The organism is Ferrovibrio sp. GW821-FHT12E11, from assembly GCF_058806975.1.
Map to the genome: position 1 here is coordinate 291,667 of NZ_JBXAQG010000001.1, position 20,253 is coordinate 311,919.

Genomic DNA, 20,253 nt, shown 5'->3' on the forward strand with positions numbered 1-20,253 from the left:
GCCCCGGCCGGCAGCGTTCGGCCGGCAGCGTCACCGTCACGCAGGTGCCCTCGCCGACCCGGCTTTCGATATACAGCTCGCCGCCATGCAGCTCGACCAGGCTGCGGCACAGCGACAGGCCGAGCCCGGTGCCCTCATGGCTGCGCGACAGCGCATTGGCCACCTGGCTGAAGGGCTGCTGCACACGTTCGATATCCTCTTCGGCGATGCCGATGCCGGTATCGGTGACGGCGATTTCCAGCCGGCCGTCAGCCTGCAGCTCGCAGCGGATATCGACGCTGCCGCCCTGCGGGGTGAATTTCACCGCGTTGCTGAACAGGTTGATCCAGACCTGGCGCAGGCGGCGCATGTCGCCCCAGATGGCCGGCGGCGGATTGGCGAACTGCTTGCGGATCTGGATGCGATTGTTGACGGCGCGCTCGCGCACCAGCAGCAGCGCCGCGTCCAGGCTTTCGCTGGCATCCAGCCATTCCTCGTCCAGCGCCATCTTGCCGGACTCGACCTTGGCCATATCGAGGATGTCGCCGATCAGCGCCAGCAGATGCTCGCCGCTTTGCACGATGTCGCGGCAGTATTCGCGATACTTGGCATTGCCCAGCGGCCCCATCATCTCGTCCATCAGCACCTGGCTGAAACCGAGGATGGCGTTGAGCGGCGTGCGCAGCTCGTGACTCATATTGGCGAGGAAGTCGGATTTCGCGCGGCTGGCGGCTTCGGCCTCTTCCTTGGCCATCATCAGCTGCTGCTCGTTGCGGCGCTGGGTGCTGACGTCGCGGAACATGCCCTCGATCATCACGACGTTGCCACTCTCGTCGGTGACCCGGCGCATGGTCTTGGAAATCCAGATCGTGCTGCCGTCGTTGCGGCGCATCTCGGAGCGGAAATCGCGCGCCAGGCCATGGCGTTCCAGATGCCGGAACAACTCCCGGCGCCGTTCCGGATTCACATAGAGCTGGTCGCCGGCGCGGGTGACATTGGCCAGCATCTGCTCGGGCGAGGCGAAGCCAAAGATGGCGGCACCGGCGCGGTTGACCGACAGCACGCGGCCTTCCGGCGTCACCTGGATGATGCCTTCATGCACGTTGTCGAAGATCTGGCGGTATTTGGCTTCCGCCTGGCGCAGGCGGATCTGGGCACGCTTGCGCACCGTGATATCGGTGAAGACCGAGACATAGCCGCCCGGCTTGCCGTTGCTGGGCGGCAAACGGCGCCAGTCGAAGTTCAGCCAGGTGCCGTCGGTGAGGCGCACTTCCTGCTTGCGGTCGGCGCGCGTGGAGGCGGCGATATAGGCCTCGATCCAGGCGGTCGCCTCCTCGGCGCGAATGGTCAGCACCCCGCGCGAGACCAGCAGGCCGAGGAATTCCTGTGCCGGCAGACCGGGCTGCAACAAGGTTTCGGGGATGCCGAACAGATCGGGCAGGCGGCGGTTGACCTGCACCAGGTTGGGGCCGCTGTCCCAGACGGCAAAGCCCTCGCCCATGGTGTCGAGGGCGGCATGCAGCAGGGCGGCCTCGGTTTCGGCCGGCGCTGGGGAAATTTCATCCGCAGATTCGCGATGGCGCGCAAGCGCGGCCATGAAGCGGTCTTCGCCGAAGGGTGGTTCCTTCACCGCATTCCCCTTGCCGTCCCTTCGGCTGCCCGTGGCCGCAGGACGGAAGCCGGGTTCAGATCCTCTGCAACCGGCCAAATCCCCTGTTTCTCGACCCATTTCATTGAGTCGCAGCTTTTTACGCGTTTTTCGGGCAGGAATTTGTCACACAGGCCAGCCTTAACCGCAACAGGAAACGGCAATTTGCCAGTTATACATATGGGTTAGGCAAATTAGGGTTGGGTTGTGGCCAGAGGCCATCCGTCTCCCGGTTGCAGGTGCCGCCATGAAAAAAGGCCGGCCGCTTGCGCGGCCGGCCCTTTCGGAACCCACTCGGTACGCTGGAAACCGCTAATGCTTAGATGCAGTAGCTCTTCAACGGCGGAAAGCCATTGAAGCCAACCGACGAATAGGTCGTCGTGTAAGCACCGGTGGACAGGATCTGGATCTTGTCACCCACTTCGAGCGCCAGCGGCATCTGGTATTCCGCCTTCTCGTACAGGATATCGGCGCTGTCGCAGCTCGGACCGGCGAGCGACACGCGCCCGGTCGGGCCGCCATCGCGGGGGGTCACGATGCGATACTTGATCGCCTCGTCCATGGTTTCGGCCAGGCCGGAGAACTTGCCGATATCCAGGTACACCCAGCGGCGGTCGTCGTCGTAATCCTTCTCCGAGATCAGCACGACCTCGGCCTGGATCACGCCCGCATCGCCCACCAGGCCGCGGCCCGGCTCGATAATCATATCGGGCAGATTGTTGCCGAAATGCGCGGTCATCGCGTCGCTGATCGCCTTGGCATAGGCCTCCAGCATCGGGATATCCGTGCGGTACTTCGCCGGGAAACCGCCGCCGAGATTGACCATGCGCAGATCGACATCGTGCTGCTGCAGCACGGTGAACATCTGCGAGACCTGGGCCACAGCCTTGTCCCACTGGTTCAGATCGGTCTGCTGCGAGCCGACATGGAAGGAAATGCCATAGGGGTCCAGACCCAGCTCACGCGCCTTGACCAGCAGGTCGGCGGCCATGCGCGGGGCGCAGCCGAATTTCTTCGACAGCGGCCATTCGGCGCCTTCGCATTCCATCAGCACGCGGCAGAAGACCTGCGAGCCCGGCGCGAGCTCGGCCAGCTTCTCCAGCTCGCAGAGCGAGTCGAAGGCATAGAGGCGCACGCCCTTCTCGAAGGCCCAGGCGATGTCGCGCTTCTTCTTGATGGTGTTGCCGAACGAGATGCGGTCGGGCGTCACGCCCTGCAGCATGCACTGCTCGATCTCGTTGGCCGAAGCCGTGTCGAAATTCGAACCGAGCGTGCGCAGGCGGCGCAGGATTTCCGGGGCCGGGTTCGCCTTGATCGCGTAGTAGACCTTGGCGATCGGCAGCAGGCGGCGCAGCTCGCGGTAGTTCTGCTCGACGATATCGACATCGACGACCAGGAACGGCTCGGTGTCCCGCGCTTCGGCGAGAAACTTCTGCATCTTGGGGGTAATTTGACCCAACTCGATACGCTTCTGCGAATTACGTCGCAGACGGGTATTGGTGCGGCCAGCGCTGGCTGCAAGCATCGAAACCTCCCTCTCGGACCGGCTTTAAACCGGCACAGCTATCAGGCTGTGCGACCAAAAAGGACGCGTTCGTCGTTGCATAACCTGCCAGGGGCCATCGGCACGTGCGGGTGCGTCGTTGAAGCGGTATTTACAACATCTCCCCCCCATTGCAATAGGAAATTGCCCTGTGGGGAAAATTTTTTACCGGCAGCGTGTTCTGTGCGTCACAGCCGCGCTGCGCCATCATCTCGCCGCAATACAAAAAAGCCGCATGGATTGCGGCTTTTTCTGATCTTCGGGTCGCGAGCGAGCGGCGTGCGGCGGCGCAGGATAAAATTTCGGTAAGCGCCGCCGCGGCGGTCCGGAGACGCTGCGGCAGCCTCGCGCAGCGCGACTCGCGAGACCGAGTCCGCGCCTCAGCGGGCCGCGATCTGGCTGGTGAGGCCGATGAAATCCTGCAGCCGCTGCGGCGACAGAACCTGCGGCTGGCTCGGGCTGCCGAGGCCGGTCAGGCGCGTGGCGGCGCCGATCTTGTCCAGTTTGACGCTGTGGCCGCCGAAGCTGGTCACCTCGGCGCGGCCGACGCTGAGCAGCGCGATTTCGGTGCAATCGGGCAGGATGCGGCCACCGATGGTGGCAGATTTCACCGTCACGGTGCCGCCCGGCATCACAACGTACACATTGCCGGGATTGGCGCTGTCGAGGTGGAAGCTGCCGCGTTCGAGCCGCAGCACCACCCGGTCGGCGGCGAACTCGTCGACGCTGATGACGCTGTTGGGGCCGATGATGACGCTGGTGCGGTCGTCCAGGGTGAACTTCACGCCCGAACCGGGGCCGCTGGCGATGCGGCCGCCCAGCACCACCGGCAGGCCGCGCCGGCTCTCCTCGCCCACCACGCGGGGGGCCGGGCTGGTGACGGCGGCGGGCTGGATGCCGAAACCGGCCGGCTGATCAGGCGCCGCCCAGGCATTGGCGGCGACGCCGGCGACAGCCGCGGCGGCAAGGGTCAGTGACACGCGCAGAGCGCGGCGAAGAAGAATGGCAGCCATGACGCGGCTCCTCGGGGAGAATTTCTAGTGTGGCGTCACTATGCGCCCGCATCTGTGCCGGCGCTGTGATGGTGGATACGAAGGGGACTGGCCGCCGATGACCGGCGAGGCCGGCGGACCCGAACCGTCGTCAGGCCTGTGCCGCCACGCCCTAATGCCGCCCGCCGGTCGCCTATGGGCACCCCTGGGCTTCCCAGACGCCAGATCGGGCGATCAAGCCGTTGTTTTACGGGTTCAAATTTTTACACTTAATAATGACTCGTAGTTGCAAAAGGCGAAGCTTCGTAATAAGACGCTGTACACCGACAGCCAGCCACCCAGCGTACGCCCCGCGCAAGGCAGCCAGCCAGATCAGAAATGACCGGCTAACCAAGGCATGGGGACCTACGTGACCACTATATCCAATCGACATCCGATTCTTCGCGGCGTTGCCGTGGCAGGCGCCCTGCTCGGCGGCGCGGGCGTCCAGGACGCCATGGCCCAGCAGGTGGCCGACGCGGTGAACCTCAACCCGGTCACCATCACGGCGACCAAGACCGCCCACACCCTTGATGAGGTGCCGGCAAATGTCTCGGTCATCGACAGCGAGCAGATCGACAGCCGCAGCCCGTCGAAGATCGACGACCTGCTGCGTGACCTGCCGGGCGTCGACATGAGCGGCGGTCCCCGCCGCATCGGCCAGGACGTCAACATCCGCGGCATGGGCGGCCAGCGCGTGGTCACCACGCTGGACGGCGCCCGCCAGAACTTCAATGCCGGCCACAAGGGCCGCTTCTTCCTCGACCCCGACCTGTTGAAACAGGTGGAGGTCGTGCGCGGCAGCAACTCTGCCCTGCATGGTTCCGGCGCCATCGGCGGCGTCGTCGCGATGGAAACCAAGGATGCCTCCGACCTGCTCGACAGCGGAGAGACCATGGGCTTCCGCACCAAGTATGGCTACAGCTCGGTCGCGCGCGAAAACTACTACAGCGCCGGCGTGTTCGGTCGTTACCAGGACAAGGTCGACCTGCTGGGTAATTTCTCCTATCGCGATGCCGGTACCCTGAAGCAGGGCGGCGGCACCGAACTGGTCCCGTCATCGGAAGACCTGCGCGACATGCTGCTGAAGGCAACGATCCGACCGGCCGAGGGCCACAAGCTCAGCTTCAGCGCGATCCGCTTCAAGCAGGATGGCGACACCCTGTCGAACCCGGATGCCGTGCAGAGCGTCAACGAGGCCTATCCGGTGTATCGCGACACCGAGATGCGGACCTATACCACCGCCTACTCCTTCACCAATCCCGATATGCCATTGCTGAACCCGACGGTGAAGCTGTATCGCAACGAGCTGGCCACCAACGAGAACCGGTCGCGCCCCGCTGCCGCCCGTTATGACCGGACCCTGCTGACCACCGACGGCTACGACATCTACAACACGTCGCGTTTCGAAACCGGCAGCTACAAGCATGCCGTAACCTTCGGCACCGAATACTACCAGGACCATCAGAGCTCATATCGCAACAACAGCTTCCGTGCCGGTTATCCCAATGCCGAAATGGATGTCTATGGCTACTACATCCAGGACGAGATCGAGCTGTTCCGCGGCTTCACCCTGACGCCATCGGGCCGGTTCGATACCTATGAAAGCCAGGCGAATATCTCGACGCCGAAGGATGAAAGCCAGTTCTCGCCGAAACTCGCAGCCAACTGGCAGCCGATGACCTGGCTCAGCCTCTACAGCTCCTACGGCTACGGCTTCCGCGCCCCCAGCCTGCTGGAAATGTATGTGGCCGGCGCGCATCTGGGCCCGGGCAACCTGTTCGTCCCCAACCCGAACCTGAAGCCGGAGACCACCGAGACGGCGGAAGGCGGCGTCAAGCTGAAGTTCGACAATGTAATGACCGCGAAGGACAGCCTTCGCGTCAACGCCACCTACTTCCACACCAAGGCGGAAGACTTCATTGAGACGATCGTCACCGGCAATGCCGGCGCCGGCAGCACCACCAACCAGAACATCCCCGAAGCCACGATCCAGGGTGCCGAGCTTTCGACCGCCTATGATACGAGCTTTGCCTTTGGCTCGATGGGATATTCACGCATCCGCGGCGAGAACGACCGCACCAGCCGCCCGCTGGATTCGATCCCCGCCGACAAGTTCACCGCGGTGCTCGGCGGCAAGCTGCCGCAATACGGCCTGAAGTTCGGCTGGCGCGGCGAATTCGTCGCCGAGCAGGACCGCGTGAGCAACGTGCCCTTCGTAACAGGTACCCCGACCTCGGCCACGCCGACGACCAGCGGCTATGCGGTGCACAGCCTGTTCGTATCGTGGCTGCCGATGCCGGATTATCTGCAGGGCTTCCGCGTCGATGCCGGTGTCGAGAACGTCTTCGACAATACCTATCGCCGTCATCTGGCCAGCCTCTACGAAGAAGGCCGCGATTACCGAATCTCTGTCAGTTACACCAAAGGATTCTGATTAAACCCGGCCGTCCCGAGCCCCATCGGGACGGCCGGTATCTGCCACGACACAGCCTGGAGCTTTCCGATGACCAGCCAACCGAACTCATCCCTCGCCGACCGCTGGGCCGCGCTGCGCGCTGCCGAGCCCAACCTGCGCATCCGCGATGCCGCCGCCCGCCTCGACGTCTCCGAGGCCGAGCTGCTGGCCACCCGCCTGGGCCAAGGAACCGACCGGGGCGCCACCCGCCTGCAGGGTCCGTGGTCCGACATCATCAGCGCTGTCAGCGGCGTTGGCGAAGTGATGGCCCTGACCCGCAACAACGCCATCGTGCATGAGCGCCATGGTGTCTATGGCGCGCTGTCGCTGGAAGGCCATGTCGGCCTGATCCTCGGCGACGACATCGACCTGCGCATCTTCTTCGGTCCCTGGGCCCATGGCTTCGCGGTTGCCGAGGACACCAAGGCCGGCCCGCGCATCAGCCTGCAGTTCTTCGATGGCGCCGGCCAGGCGATCCACAAGATCTACGCCACCGAGAAAACCGACACCGCCGCTTTCAAGGCCATCGCCGAGGCATTCCGTGCGCCCGAGCAGTCGGCCGAACTGGCAATCAAGCCGGCCGCGGCCAGGCCTGCGCCGCGCCCGGATGCCGAGATCGATGCTGCCGGCCTGCGCAGCGAATGGGCCGCGCTGAAGGATACCCACGACTTCTTCCCGCTGTTGCGCAAGCACAAGGTGGCGCGCGAACAGGCCTTCCGCCTCGCCGGCCAGGACTTCGCCGTGCCGGTCAGCAACGACAGCGCGCGGCGCATGATGGAAGCCGCTTCGGCAGCCGACCTGCCGATCATGGTCTTTGTCGGCAATCCCGGCATGATCCAGATCCACACCGGCACGGTGAAGCGGCTGGTGCCGACCGGCCCGTGGCTCAATGTGCTGGATCCGATGTTCAACCTGCATCTGCGCGAGGATGCCATCGTGTCGAGCTGGCTGGTGCGCAAGCCCAGCGTGGACGGCACGGTCACCTCGCTGGAGCTGTTCGACAAGGACGGCGAGCTGATCGTCTCCTTCTTCGGCAAGCGCAAGCCGGGCAATCCGGAACTGCAGGACTGGCGCACGCTGGCGGAATCGCTGGTGTCGCGCGCCGCGGCCTGATCTCACGGCCGGTCCGGATACCGATCCGGGCCGGCACCTTCCCTGTACGCACAGGAGCATCGCCATGACACTCACGCGCCGCTTCCTTCTGGGCGCCCTCGCCGCCACCGCCCTGCCGCGCCCCGGCCATGCCGCCGCGCCGCCGCGTCTGGTGGTGGCCGGCGGTGCCCTGACCGAGATCGTGGTGGCGCTCGGTGCCGGCGACCAGCTGGCCGGCGTCGACACCACCAGCCTGTATCCACACAGCCTGACCAGCAAGCTGCCACAGATCGGCTATGTGCGCACGCTGAGCGCCGAGGGTATCCTGTCGCTCTCGCCCACCCTGCTGATCGCCACCGACCATGCCGGCCCGCCGGCGACGATCGCGCAGTTGCGGGCCGCCGGCCTGCCGCTGCTGGTGGTGCCGGAAAGCTATATCGATCCGGCCGTGCCGAAAAAGATTCTGGCTGTCGCAGAGGCGGTCGGCCGCCAGGCCCAGGGCAAGGCCATGGCCGATGCCGTGGAGGCCGACCTGCAGGCCCTGCAGCGGATGGTCGCGCCACTGAAAAAAACCCGCGTGCTGTTCGTGCTCAGCACCAGCAACGGCAATATCCTGGCCGCGGGTCAGGAAACCTCGGCCGATGCCATGCTGAAGCTGGCCGGCGCCGAGAATGTCGTCTCCGACTACAAGAACTTCAAACCGCTGAATGCGGAAGCAGCCCTTGCGGCCGATCCCGATGTCGTCCTGCTGCCCGGCCATTCCTTCGAGGCGCTGGGCGGCGCGGCCGGCGTGTCGAAACTGCCGGCGCTGGCGCCCACCAAGGCCATCCGCACCGGCCGCGTGCATGCCATGGATACGCTCTACATGCTCGGCCTCGGCCCGCGCATCGCCCATGCCGCCCATGACCTGGCCGAACTGCTGCATCCCGGCGCGGCCCTGCCGGCCCTGCCGGCCCGTCCCTGGCTATGAGCGTGATCGAAGCCCCTGCCGGTGTCGCGCCGCTGCGCCTGCGTCTGCCGCTGCTGCTGGGCGGTGCGCTGGTCCTGCTGCTGATCGCCGCCATCGCCGGGCTGGCGATCGGCGCCGTGCGGCTGTCGCCATCGGAGGTGCTGGCCGCCCTGTTCGGCCAGGCTGCCGAAAGCCGTCATGAATCCATCGTGCTCTACCTGCGCCTGCCGCGCGTGCTGCTGGCCGGCCTGGTCGGCGCCGCGCTCGGCATCTCCGGCGGCATCATGCAGGGCCTGTTCCGCAATCCGCTGGCCGATCCCAGCCTGATCGGCGTGTCGGCCGGCGCCACGGTCGCCGCCGCCACGATCATCGTGCTGACCGGCACGGCCTTCCCGGCCGTCTGGCAGCCGGTGCTGCTGCCGCTGGGCGCCTTTGCCGGCGGCCTGGCCGTGATCGCCATGATCTACCGCGTCGCCCTGGTGAACGGCACGACGGTGGTGCCGATGCTGCTGCTGGCCGGCATCGCCTTCAACGCCATCGCGCTGTCGCTGACCGGCTTCCTGATCTTCCTCGCCAACGACGTCCAGTTGCGCGACATCTCGTTCTGGACCTTCGGCAGTGTCGGCGGCGCGCGCTGGCAGAGCGTGGCCATCCTGGCGCCCTTTGCCGCCGCGCCGATCATCGCCCTGCCCTGGTTCTCGCGCGCGCTGGATGCGCTGAACCTGGGCGAGCGCGAAGCCGGCCATCTGGGCTTCCGCATCGAACGGGTCAAGCGCCTGGCCTGCCTGTGCACGGCGCTGGCCGTCGGCGGCGCTGTCGCGGTCAGCGGCACCGTCGGCTTCGTCGGTCTGCTGGTGCCGCATGTGGTCCGCCTGGTCGCCGGGCCACAGCATGGTCGCCTGCTGCCGCTCTGCGCCATCCTGGGCGCGGCCCTGCTGATCGGTGCGGACCTGATCGCGCGCATCATCGTCGCCCCGGCCGAGCTGCCGCTCGGCCTGCTCACCTGCCTGATCGGCGCGCCGGTCTTCCTCAGCCTGCTGTGGCGGGCCCGCGGGGAGTTCGCCGCATGAGCCTGCAGGTGGACACCGTCACCGTCGAAAAACCGACCCGCCGCCTGCTGGACGGCGTGTCTTTCGATCTCGCGGCCGGCGAACTGCTGGCCATCGTCGGTCCCAACGGCGCCGGCAAGACCACGCTGCTCTCGGCCATGGCGGGCGATCTGGCACCGAGCGCCGGCACCATCCGCCTGGACGGCACGCCGCTCTCCGGCTGGACGCCTTTGGCGCTGGCCTGTCGTCGCGCCGTGATGCCGCAAGCCTCCAAATTGGCCTTTGCTCTGCCGGTGCGCGCCGTGGTGGCGCTGGGCCGCATGCCGTTCCGCGAGACCAGCACGGCCGCCGCCGATGCGGCTGCCGTCGAACAGGCGCTGCGCGCCGCCGACATCCTGCATCTGGCCGACCGCTCCTATGGCACGCTGTCAGGCGGCGAACAGCAGCGCGTGCAGCTGGCCCGCGTGATCGCGCAGCTGGATTTCAGCGGGGCTGCGCCCGTGCTGCTGCTGGACGAACCCACCGCCAGCCTGGACCTTGCCCATGCCCATGCGGTGCTGGCGCTGGCGCGCGACCTGGCCGCCCGCGGCGTGGCCGTCGTCACCGTGCTGCACGATCTGGGGCTGGCCTATCGCTACAGCGACCGCGTGCTGGTGCTGAACCGCGGCCGCATAGAGGCGCTGGACCGGCCGCAAGCTGTGCTGAACAGCGAGCTGCTGCGCCGCGTCTTCGCCGTCGATGCGCAGGTCTATGACGGCTGTCTGGTCATCCGCGGGCCGGCGACGCCGGCGGCGGCGTAACCCTATTTGGTGCCGTAGATCCGGTCGCCGGCATCGCCCAGGCCCGGGCGGATATAGCCGTGTTCGTCGAGCTGGCGGTCGATGGCGCAGGTGAAGACCGGCACATCAGGATGATTGTCCTGCATCACCCGCAGGCCTTCCGGCACGGTGAGCAGGCAGACGAACTTGATCTGGCTGGCGCCGGCCTCTTTCAGGCGGGTGACAGCGGCGGCAGCCGAATGACCCGTTGCCAGCATCGGATCAACCACGATCACCAGGCGCTCGCGCACGTCTTCCGGCAGCTTCAGGTAATACTCCACCGGCACCAGGGTCTCCGGGTCGCGGTAGAGGCCGACATGGCCGACGCGGGCCGACGGCACCAGATCCAGCATGCCGTCGAGGATGCCGTTGCCAGCGCGCAGGATCGGCACAAAGCACAGCTTCTTGCCCGAGAGCAGCGGCGCCTTCATATGCTCCAGCGGCGTCTCGATATCGACCTTCTCCATGGGCAGGTCGCGGGTGACCTCGTAGCAGAGCAGCAGGCTCAGCTCGCGCACCAGGCGGCGGAACTCGGCCGTCGAGACCTCCTTGCGGCGCAGGAGCGTGAGCTTGTGCTGCACCAGCGGATGCTGGACGACCGTGGCATTGGGAAACGCATTCATCGTCTACTCTCCCCCGAAAAATGAAATCCTAGAAAACCGTGCCGTCGCTGGCCACTGTCAGCGGCGGGCCGCCATCGGGTCGCTTCTCCCTGGCGATCTTGCGCCCGGCCGCCCAGGTGCCGCCTTCCAGGATGCGGGCCAGCGGCATCTCGGCCGCCGTCTTGCCCAGACGGGCGCGCACCGGATCGGCGATCTGGTCGAGCAGCGCCAGCGTCAACGCGCGCCATTCCACCACCGCCTCGTCCTCGACCGGGATCGGATATTTCTTCAGCGCGTCGTGGCGCACGCTGAGCACGCCCAGATCGATGAACAGGCCACCGTTGCGGTATTCCGGCAGGCCGGTGAGATCGTCCAGCCCGCTGACCACGATGCCGGCATCCTCGAAGATTTCTACCAGCGAGTAGGTCAGCCATTGCGACAGCTTGTGGAACGGGATCAGGCCGGAGGTGAGATCGCCGCTCATCAGGCCGCGATGACGCCAGACATCGCCCAGATTGGCGCCGTCGATGGTCATGCGCGAGGGCCAGATCGGGCCCAGACCTTCCAGCACGGCGGCCAGGATGGCGGCTGCCGGCAGCTTGCCGTCTGTCACCGCATGGGCTTTCAGGTAATCGTAGAGCCCGCCGATGCGGGCCTGCGGGCCGAACAGGTCGGGCCGGCTTTTCAGCGCCTGGCCGAGATTGCGCATCAGCGCCGCACGGCCTTCCACGCCGACCAGCGGGTTGGCATCCGAGACCTGGAAGGCATGGGCGATGGCATTCGGGGCCAAGGGAGAAAGCCCGGCGGCGTCGGCGCGCAACGGCTGCGCCTTGTCGCCGGAGAACAGCCCGGCGCGGAAGGCATGCAGGCTGGCCACTGCCAGGCCTTCGGAGCGCGCGACCTTGCCATGGCCGGTCTCGTCATAGGACCAGCCCGGCCCGGCGCCGGCATCGAGCAGCACGCTGGTGACGCAGAGATCGAAACGGATGCGGGCGATCTCGTCGGTATCGGCGCCCTTCAACGTCGCCTCCAGATCACGCCAGCGATTGACGCCCCCGGCGGCGAAATGCCGCCAGCGCGCATGATAGGGAATGGCCAGCGTCGGATAATTCTCGCGGATCACCTGCGCCACGTAATCGGCGGCGGGCTCCAGCTTATCCAGATGCAGGCTGAAATTCGGCAGGGCCTCGCGTTCGGCCAGGTTGAACAGGGCATGGCAGCGTTCACGGATCGCCTTCGGCGTCCGCAGCCAGGCCACCGCCTGTGCCGGATCGTTCAGGTTACTCACCAGGTTTACTCCTCGAGACCGCGGCCTTTGGCCTTTTTCAGTTCGTCTTCGTCCGGCACCTTGTCGGTGAAATAGCCGGCCGCCTTCTTGGCATCCATCTCGACCCGGGCATCGGCGGGAATCAACTCGTCCGGGATCGGCACGCGCTCCACCACCTGGATGCCGCTGGCGACAATGGGGTCGTATTTCATATTGCTCATCGACACCAGTCGGTCGATGCGGCTGATGCCCAGCCAATGCAGCACATCGGGCATCAGCTCCTGGAAGCGCATGTCCTGCACCCCGGCGACGCATTCGGTGCGCTGGAAATAGGTCTCGGCACGGTCGCCGGATTCCTGGCGCTTGCGCGCGTTGTAGACCAGGAACTTGGTGACTTCGCCCAGCGCGCGGCCTTCCTTGCGGTTATAGACGATGACGCCGACGCCGCCCTGCTGGGCCTCTTCGATGCAGACTTCGATGCCATGCGCGAGGTAGGGCCTGCAAGTGCAGATATCCGAGCCGAAGACATCCGAGCCGTTGCATTCGTCATGGATGCGGCAGGCGATCTTGGTGGCCGGCTTGCCCAGCTTCGACACATCGCCGAACAGATAGATGGTCATGCCGCCGATGGGCGGCAGGAAGACCTTGAGATCGGAACGCGTCACCAGCTCGGGGAACATGCCGCCGGTCTGCTCGAATAGGCCTCGGCGCAATTCGGTTTCGCTGATGTTGAAGCGCTTGGCCACGCCGGGCAGATACCAGACCGGCTCGACCGCCACCTTGGTCACCTTCACATCGCCGTTGCTGGCGAGGATATGACCGTCAGGCTTGATACGGCCGGCGCGCACGGCATCGTGCAACTCAGGCATGTTGATATGCGCCTTGGTCACCGCGATGGTCGGGCGGATATCCCAGCCGGCCTTGATCTGCTCGGCAAAGACCTGGCTGGTGATATGGCCCCAGGGATCGAGCGAGACGATCTTTTCCGGATCGGCCCATTGCGGGAACGGGCCAAGCGGCTCGGCCGGTGCGGTGTTGGTGAGATCGGGCTTGTGCTCGGCCTTGAGCTGGCCCGATGCCACGGCCAGCGCACGATAGAGCGAATAGGCGCCCGAATGGGTGCCGACGGCATTCTTGCCACCCGGATTCTTCAAGGTCGCCACGATGGGCCCGCGCTGTTGCGGATCGGCGGCGCCCCATTCCACCGACAGCGGCTTGCTGCCGGCCGAGCTGTTGGGATGCGAGGTCAGCACGATGGATTTCGGTGCCGGCTTCTTCTCGTTGGGGATATTCGGAATCTCGGTGGTGCTCATGGTCTGTACCCGAAGGTGGATGGTCCGGTTTTGCGCAAAGGTGCGGCGAGGTTGGCGAATTCACAGAGCAGCGGCCGCGTGTCGCGCGGATCGATGATCTCTTCCACCAGGAAGGCCTCCGCCGTGCGGAACGGCGAACGCACCTGATTGAGGCGCTCTTCGATGTCTTTCAGCAGTGCGGCCGGATCCTCGGCCTTTTCCAGGTCGGCGCGATAGGCCGCCTCGATGCCGCCTTCCAGCGGCAGGCTGCCCCAGTCGCCGGACGGCCAGGCATAACGGTAGCGCAGGCGCGTGTGATTGGAATGGCCGGCGCCGGCAACACCGAAGGCCTTGCGCAGGATGATCGAACACCAGGGCACGCTGGCCTGATAGACGGCGGCGAGCGCACGGGCGCCATGGCGGATGGTGCCGCTCTGCTCGGCTTCCGGGCCGATCAGGAAGCCCGGGATATCGACAAAATGCACCACCGGCAGATGGAAGGTCTCGGCCAGATCGACAAAGCGCGTGATCTTGTGGGCGGCATCGGCGGTCCAGCCGCCGCCATAATGGTAGGGATCGCTGGCGAGAATGGCGACCGGCCAGCCATCGAGACGCGCCAGACCCGTCACCACCGAGCGGCCGTACATGCGGCCCATCTCGAAGAAGCTGCCATCGTCGACGACGGAGTCGAGGATTTCGCGGATCTTGTAGACGCGGCGGCGGTCGCGCGGAATGGTGGCGATCAGTTTCTCTTCGCGACGGTTCACATCGTCGGTCGGCGTCACGCGCGCCGGCAACTCATGGACCGACGGCGGCAGGTAGGACAGGAAGCGCCGCGCCGCCTCGAAAGCTTCGGCCTCACTGGCCACGGCCAGATCGACCGCTCCGGCGCGGGTGTGGATGTCGACGCCGCCGAGTTCTTCCTTGGTCATGATCACGCCGGTGCGCGCCACAACAGGAGGCCCGGCGATGAACATCTGCGAGATGCCCTCGACCATCACCGAGAAATGGCTGCTGACGGCACGGGCGGCACCCAGGCCGGCGACCGAACCCAGCGCCAGGGCGACCACCGGCACGGTCGAGAGATTGGCGACCAGATGTTCCCAGCCCGGCATCAGCGGCACGTAGGTGCGGCCTTCCATCTCCAGCGACTTGACCGAACCGCCGCCGCCGGTGCCATCCACCAGGCGCACCATCGGGATGCGCAGCTCGAGCGCCATCTGCTCGGCATGCACCTGCTTCTGCCAGATCGAGGCATCGGCTGCACCGCCACGCACGGTGAAATCGTCGCCGCCCACGACCACGGGCCGGCTGTCGATCCTGCCGCGCCCGAAAACGAAATTGGTCGGGCTGAACTCCTGGAGCTGGCCGGTGGCGTCATAGCGCGCGCGGCCGGCAATGGCGCCAACCTCATGGAAGGAACCGGGGTCGAGCAGCTGGTCGATGCGCTCGCGCACCGTCAGCTTGCCACCGTCATGCTGGCGCTTGATCTTGTCGGCCCCGCCCATCTGGCGGGCCATCTCTTCGCGTCGCCGTAGCTCGGCGATCTCGGCTTCCCAGCTCATAAATTCAGGCCTCTTGGCACTGGAAAGCGATGGAGTGTAACGCCGCTCGCAGAGGGGCACAACGGCTTTGGGAGGGCCATAACCCCTTCCACGAAACCGTCATTTCCGGCCTGCCCCGGCGGAAACGGGACAACCGGCCGATCATGGCGGAGAATATCCGCGTGGCCTGTCACAGCGGCTGGGCCTGTCCCGTCTATGGGAGTGAAGCGTGCATGGTGCACGCCACGGAGAAACGACAATGACACCCCGCCTGAACTCCCCCTTCAAATCCATCCCCGAAGGCCTCAAGGCCATGATGGCCCTGGAGGCCAGCTTCAACAGCAGCAGCCTGGAACAGGGCCTGCGCGAACTGGTGAAGCTGCGCGCCTCGCAGATCAACGGCTGCGCCTTCTGCATCCACATGCACGCCACCGATGCCCGCAAGCATGGCGAGACCGAGATGCGGCTCTATATGCTGAACGCCTGGCGGGAATCGCCGCTGTACAACGACCGCGAACGGGCGGCGCTGGCCTGGACGGAATCCCTCACCCGGGTCGCCGAGACCGGCGCGCCGGATTCAGATTACGCTCTGGTCAAGGCCGCCTTCACCGAAGCCGAACAGGTGCAGCTCACGCTGCTGATCGGCGCGATCAATGTGTGGAACCGGCTGCAGGTCGGTTTCCGCGCCGCGCATCCGGTGGAGAAGGCGTAAAGCCTAAACCCGGGCAATCGTGGCCAGGGCGGTGCCGACGATCTTCTCGACACCGTCCGCCACGATGAAGACATCGGCGCGCGTCACCGCCTGGCGCTTGCCGGCCTTCACCACCGTGCCGATGGCGGTGAGCTTGTCGCCCAGCGCCGGCGCCAGCAGGTTGAGTTTGTATTCCGACGTCACCACATCGCCGACCACCGAGGCGGCGGCCCAGGCGCAGACCGTATCGGCCATATAGCCGATGATGGCGCCATGGACGAAGCCATGATGCTGCTTCATCTCCTTGCGCACATCGACCTCCACCTTGACCCGGCCGGGCTCCAGCTCCAGCACCCGGGTGCCGACCCAGCTGGTGAAGGTGCTGATGGCAATCACATGCTCCAGTCGCTCGCGCGTCAGCAGCAGCTTCGGGGTGTCGTCTTCGCTCATCTGAAACTCCGGTGCAGCAGTTTGCCGATGCGGCGCAGCGGTTCGGCGGAATGCTGGGTGCGCGCCAGCACGATGGCGCCTTCCAGCGAGGCCACGGCCCAGAGCGCCAGGTCGCTGGCCTCTTTCGCCGGCTTGCCGTCGCGGCGCAACTGGTCGGCCAGCAGGTCGGCCCAGGCCTGGTAACCGGTCTGGCAGGCCAGCCGCAGCGGCTCGACAAAGGCGCCGGTCTCGACCGCGACGATGGTGAGCGGCGAGCCGTCCTTGAAGCCGGACTCTTCCATCCAGCCGGCAATCTTGACGCTGAGCGCCAGGATCGCGGCGGCGGCCGAACCGGCCTGTTCGATCTCGGCCGTCAGGGTGGCGAGGAAGCAGTCGGAGGCCCAGGTGACGGCGGCGGCGGCAAGCTGTTCCTTGCCTTCGGGGAAGTAATGGTAGAGCGACCCCTTCGGAGCACCGCTTTTCTCGACGATCTCGTTCAGCCCCACTCCGGCATAGCCACGCCGCGACATCAGTTTCGCCGTCATCACGACAAAGCGGTCGCGGGTGGTGGCGGGGCGCTTGCGGGCAAGGGTAGCGGCTTTGGGCATGACGTAATTATATAGACTGGTCTAATTATGACAAGAACAAAAGAAAGGGGGCCGAAGCCCCCTGCTCGCTGACGTCATCCCCGCGAAAGCGGGGATCCCATTTGTTTTCGTGCCGTTGGGAATGGGACCCCGGGTCAAGCCCGGGGTGACGATGAGTGCGTCAGAAACTGCCGGGATAATTGCCACCGTCGAGCAGCACATTTTGGCCGGTCATGTAGGCCGCCGGCACCGAGCAGAGGAAGGCGCAGACCTGGCCGAATTCCTCCGCCGTGCCGAAGCGGCCGGCCGGTACGGTGGTGGCCTGCTTGGCGATCTCGGCGTCCAGCGCCTCGCCCTGCAGCGCGCCGCCCTTGTTCATAGTCACGCGCAGGCGGTCGGTCAGGAAGCGGCCAGGCAGCAGGTTGTTGATGGTGATGCCGTCCTTCGCCACCTGGCGCGACAAGCCGGCAATGAAGCCATGCAGGCCCGAGCGCGCGCCGTTGGAGAGGCCGAGGATCGGGATCGGCGCCTTCACCGAACTGGAGGTGATGTTGACGATGCGGCCGAACTGGCGCGCCGCCATCTTGTCGATCACCGCCTTGGCCAGCAGGATCGGGGTAATCATGTTGGCATCCAGCGCCTTGATCCAGTGCTCGCGGTCCCAGTCGCGGAAATCGCCCGGCGGCGGCCCGCCGGCATTGTTGACCAGGATGTCGATCTCGCCGGCTGTGGCCAGCGCCTGCTCGCGGCCTTCAACCGTGGTGATGTCGCCGGCCACCGTCTTCACGCTGACATCCGGCGCGGCCTCGCGGATTTTCTTCGCGGCCGCTTCCAGGGTCTCGGCGCCACGGGCGGTGATGGTGACATGCACGCCCTCCTTGGCCAGCGCCAGCGCCGAACCGAAGCCCAGCCCCTTGCTGGCAGCGCAGACCAGCGCGTTACGCCCCTTGATACCGAAATCCATGCGATACTCCTGTTCGCTTGCTCAATCAAAAAGAAGAAAAGGCTACTGCGCGGTGAGGCCACCGTCGACCATCAGTTCCGAACCGGTAACGAAGCTCGCCTCATCGCTGGCAAGATACAGGATGGCATGCGCCACCTCTTCCACCGTGCCCATGCGGCCGACCGGCTGCAGGCGTTCGAGGAAGCGGCGCGCCTTCACCGGATCCTCGGCCTGGGCGATATGCGCCTCCACCAGCGCGGTGGCGACATAGGCTGGGTGCACGGAATTGACGCGGATATTCCAGCGGCCATAGGCCGCCTCCATCGCTAGCGCCTTGGTGAACAGTGTCACCGCGCCCTTCGAGGCGCAGTAGGCGGTCATGTCCGGCGCGCCGGTCTTGCCGGCAACCGATGCGACATTGACAATCGAGCCGCCGCCACTTTTGTCGCGCATTAGCGGCACGGCATGCTTGCAGCCTAGGAAAACCCCGTCGGAATTCACCGCCTGCACCAGGCGCCATTCCGCCAGCGTCATCTCCGTCACGTTGCGGAACAGGCCGATGCCGGCATTGTTGACCAGGATATCGAGCCGGCCTTCCTGCACCGCCACATCGGCAATCGCCGCCTGCCACTGGTCTTCCTGCGTGACATCGAGGCTGCGGAAGCGCGCAGCAGGGCCCAGTGCTGCTGCTGCTGCTGCACCTTCGGCGTTACGGTCGGTGAGGATGACGCGCGCGCCTTCGGCAACAAACAGTTTCGCCGTCGCCAGACCGAAACCGGATGCCGCGCCGGTGATCAGCGCCACCTTGTTCGCCAGACGCGGCATCAGGCGACGCCCCAGTCTTTCAGCGCCGTCTCCCCACCCTCGCCGCGCGACGGCGGCTTGGCGCGGATGGCGCCCGGCGTGCGCGAGAAGCGGGGCGCCGGCGCCGGCTGCACCACGTCATCGGGCGACACGAAGGTCTGGCGCGCCGCCATATGGGCATGACGCGGCGCTTCCTCCAGACTCAGCACCGGGGCGAAGCAGATATCGCTGCCCTCCATCAGCGCGCACCATTCGTCCCGCGTTTTGGTGCGGAAGGTGGCGGCGAAGGCGGCGCGTAAAGACGACCAGCGTTTGCGGTCATGCTGTTTCGGCAGCGTCGCCGGATCGAGCCCCAGCACCTTGACCAGATCTGCATAGAACTTGCCCTCGATGGAGCCGATGGCGACAAAGCCGCCGTCGCGGCATTCGTAGGTGTCGTACCAGGGCGCGCCGGTATCCAGCATGTTGGCGCCGCGCACATCGCTCCACAGGCCGCCGCCCTTCATGCCGAAGAACATGGTCATCAGCGAGGCCGCGCCATCCACCATGGCAGCATCCACCACCTGGCCTTTGCCGGACTGGTGGCGCTCGAACAGCGCCGCGAGCACGCCCATGGCCAGATAGAGCGAACCACCGCCGAAATCGCCGACCAGATTGAGCGGCGGCACCGGCTTGCCATCCTTATGCCCGATGGCATGGAGGGCGCCGGTGAGCGCGATGTAGTTGATGTCATGGCCGGCGGCCATGGCCAGCGGCCCATCCTGGCCCCAGCCGGTCATGCGGCCATAGACCAGCTTCGGATTGCGCTGCTGCGCCACATCGGGCCCGAGCCCGAGGCGTTCCATCACACCAGGGCGAAAACCCTCGATCACCACATCGGCCTTGCCGAAGAGATCGAGCACCAGCGCGATGGCTTTCGGGTCTTTCAGGTCGAGCGCCAGCGAGCGTTTGCCACGGCCGAGCAGTTCGTATTTCGGCTCGATCGGCAGGCCGAGATCGACATCGCCGGTGCGGTCGATGCGCAGCACATCGGCGCCCAGATCGGCCAGCAGCATGCCGCAGAACGGCACCGGGCCGATGGCCGGCATCTCGATCACCTTCAGACCCGAGAGAGGACCGCCGCTCATGCCTTGCTCCTCGGCTTCCATTCGATGGTGGGCAGGCCGGCTTTTTTCCAGGCGCTGAAGCCGCCATCGATATGAGCGATCTTCTGCAGCCCCATATCCTTCGCCGTCTTGGTCGCCAGCGCCGAACGCAGGCCGCCGGCGCAGAAGAAGATGAAGCGCTTGTCTTCTGCGAAGACCGGCTTGTGATACGGGCTTTCCGGATCGATCCAGAATTCCAGCATGCCGCGCGTGGCATGCAGCGCATCGGGAATGGCGCCATCGCGCTCCAGCTCGCGCGGATCGCGAATATCGACAAAGACGACATCGGGCCTGGTCCGCTCGGCCGCCGCCTGTTCCGGCGTCAGCGTGACGATCTCGGCCAGTGCTTCATCGAGCATGGCCTTGTAGCCTTTGGGCATGG

18 protein-coding genes and 1 pseudogene are annotated in these 20,253 nt (G+C 65.9%); 6 read left to right on the forward strand and 13 right to left on the reverse strand.

Translation table 11 applies throughout. The annotated features are described in order from the left end of the window. Positions 1–28: 28 nt before the first annotated feature. The 3 genes and pseudogenes from AC1ROT_RS01520 to AC1ROT_RS01530 form a co-directional block, all read right to left on the reverse strand. Positions 29–1,708: pseudogene (locus tag AC1ROT_RS01520) on the reverse strand (PAS domain-containing sensor histidine kinase); the annotation flags it as partial. A gap of 238 nt (positions 1,709–1,946) precedes the next feature. Continuing rightward, on the reverse strand, positions 1,947–3,077 hold the full coding sequence (locus AC1ROT_RS01525; RefSeq protein WP_492970766.1) for a type III PLP-dependent enzyme: 1,131 nt from the start codon (positions 3,075–3,077) through the stop codon (positions 1,947–1,949). Positions 3,078–3,550: 473 nt separating this feature from the next. Beyond that, positions 3,551–4,183 carry a FecR domain-containing protein gene (locus AC1ROT_RS01530; protein ID WP_492996989.1) on the reverse strand — a complete coding sequence of 211 codons (633 nt, stop codon included), beginning with the start codon at positions 4,181–4,183 and terminating at the stop codon, positions 3,551–3,553. Positions 4,184–4,571: 388 nt separating this feature from the next. Here AC1ROT_RS01530 and AC1ROT_RS01535 point away from each other — a divergent pair, with 388 nt between their 5' ends. From AC1ROT_RS01535 to AC1ROT_RS01555, 5 genes are all read left to right on the forward strand, one after another. Beyond that, positions 4,572–6,638, forward strand: coding sequence for a TonB-dependent hemoglobin/transferrin/lactoferrin family receptor (locus tag AC1ROT_RS01535; protein ID WP_492970497.1), 2,067 nt, complete (start codon positions 4,572–4,574; stop codon positions 6,636–6,638). A gap of 69 nt (positions 6,639–6,707) precedes the next feature. Then, on the forward strand, positions 6,708–7,772 hold the full coding sequence (locus AC1ROT_RS01540; protein ID WP_492996990.1) for a hemin-degrading factor: 1,065 nt from the start codon (positions 6,708–6,710) through the stop codon (positions 7,770–7,772). Between the two features lie 64 nt (positions 7,773–7,836). Next, a complete protein-coding gene (locus AC1ROT_RS01545) occupies positions 7,837–8,721 on the forward strand; it encodes a heme/hemin ABC transporter substrate-binding protein (protein ID WP_492970495.1) in 885 nt (294 codons plus the stop codon). Between the two features lie 2 nt (positions 8,722–8,723). Continuing rightward, positions 8,724–9,770: a FecCD family ABC transporter permease gene (locus tag AC1ROT_RS01550; protein ID WP_492970494.1), complete on the forward strand. Its 1,047-nt coding sequence runs from the start codon at positions 8,724–8,726 to the stop codon at positions 9,768–9,770. Next, the gene (locus tag AC1ROT_RS01555; RefSeq protein WP_492996991.1) at positions 9,767–10,549 is read left to right on the forward strand and encodes a heme ABC transporter ATP-binding protein; all 783 of its coding nucleotides are present in this window, start codon (positions 9,767–9,769) and stop codon (positions 10,547–10,549) included. The genes AC1ROT_RS01550 and AC1ROT_RS01555 overlap by 4 nt, the downstream gene beginning before the upstream one ends. Before the next feature lie 2 nt (positions 10,550–10,551). Here the strand turns inward: AC1ROT_RS01555 and upp are convergent, their stop codons facing one another. From upp to AC1ROT_RS01575, 4 genes are read right to left on the reverse strand one after another with little or no spacing between them, the layout of a single operon-like run. After that, positions 10,552–11,190: a uracil phosphoribosyltransferase gene (gene upp, locus AC1ROT_RS01560; RefSeq protein WP_492970492.1), complete on the reverse strand. Its 639-nt coding sequence runs from the start codon at positions 11,188–11,190 to the stop codon at positions 10,552–10,554. Positions 11,191–11,218: 28 nt separating this feature from the next. Beyond that, on the reverse strand, positions 11,219–12,457 hold the full coding sequence (locus tag AC1ROT_RS01565; RefSeq protein WP_492996992.1) for a URC4/urg3 family protein: 1,239 nt from the start codon (positions 12,455–12,457) through the stop codon (positions 11,219–11,221). A 5-nt stretch (positions 12,458–12,462) separates the two neighbouring features. After that, the gene (locus tag AC1ROT_RS01570; RefSeq protein WP_492996993.1) at positions 12,463–13,749 is read right to left on the reverse strand and encodes a GTP cyclohydrolase II; all 1,287 of its coding nucleotides are present in this window, start codon (positions 13,747–13,749) and stop codon (positions 12,463–12,465) included. Further along, positions 13,746–15,293, reverse strand: a complete 1,548-nt coding sequence (locus AC1ROT_RS01575) for an acyl-CoA carboxylase subunit beta (RefSeq protein ID WP_492996994.1) — start codon at positions 15,291–15,293, stop codon at positions 13,746–13,748. Before AC1ROT_RS01575 ends, AC1ROT_RS01570 begins: the two co-directional genes overlap by 4 nt. 238 nt (positions 15,294–15,531) lie before the next feature. Here AC1ROT_RS01575 and AC1ROT_RS01580 point away from each other — a divergent pair, with 238 nt between their 5' ends. Continuing rightward, positions 15,532–15,984, forward strand: coding sequence for a carboxymuconolactone decarboxylase family protein (locus AC1ROT_RS01580; RefSeq protein ID WP_492996995.1), 453 nt, complete (start codon positions 15,532–15,534; stop codon positions 15,982–15,984). Positions 15,985–15,987: 3 nt separating this feature from the next. Here the strand turns inward: AC1ROT_RS01580 and AC1ROT_RS01585 are convergent, their stop codons facing one another. The 6 genes from AC1ROT_RS01585 to AC1ROT_RS01610 all read right to left on the reverse strand — a co-directional run bounded on the left by AC1ROT_RS01585 (position 15,988) and on the right by AC1ROT_RS01610 (position 20,251). Further along, the gene (locus AC1ROT_RS01585; RefSeq protein WP_492970487.1) at positions 15,988–16,413 is read right to left on the reverse strand and encodes a PaaI family thioesterase; all 426 of its coding nucleotides are present in this window, start codon (positions 16,411–16,413) and stop codon (positions 15,988–15,990) included. Further along, positions 16,410–17,000: a TetR/AcrR family transcriptional regulator gene (locus tag AC1ROT_RS01590; RefSeq protein ID WP_492996996.1), complete on the reverse strand. Its 591-nt coding sequence runs from the start codon at positions 16,998–17,000 to the stop codon at positions 16,410–16,412. Before AC1ROT_RS01590 ends, AC1ROT_RS01585 begins: the two co-directional genes overlap by 4 nt. 160 nt (positions 17,001–17,160) lie before the next feature. Continuing rightward, positions 17,161–17,943 carry an SDR family oxidoreductase gene (locus AC1ROT_RS01595; protein WP_492970485.1) on the reverse strand — a complete coding sequence of 261 codons (783 nt, stop codon included), beginning with the start codon at positions 17,941–17,943 and terminating at the stop codon, positions 17,161–17,163. Between the two features lie 42 nt (positions 17,944–17,985). Continuing rightward, positions 17,986–18,747 (reverse strand): SDR family NAD(P)-dependent oxidoreductase, encoded by a 762-nt coding sequence (locus AC1ROT_RS01600; RefSeq protein ID WP_492996997.1) that lies wholly within the window; start codon positions 18,745–18,747, stop codon positions 17,986–17,988. Next, on the reverse strand, positions 18,747–19,853 hold the full coding sequence (locus AC1ROT_RS01605) for a CaiB/BaiF CoA transferase family protein (protein WP_492996998.1): 1,107 nt from the start codon (positions 19,851–19,853) through the stop codon (positions 18,747–18,749). The genes AC1ROT_RS01600 and AC1ROT_RS01605 overlap by 1 nt, the downstream gene beginning before the upstream one ends. Next, the gene (locus AC1ROT_RS01610) at positions 19,850–20,251 is read right to left on the reverse strand and encodes a rhodanese-like domain-containing protein (protein ID WP_492970482.1); all 402 of its coding nucleotides are present in this window, start codon (positions 20,249–20,251) and stop codon (positions 19,850–19,852) included. Before AC1ROT_RS01610 ends, AC1ROT_RS01605 begins: the two co-directional genes overlap by 4 nt. Between the last annotated feature and the right edge of the window lie 2 nt (positions 20,252–20,253).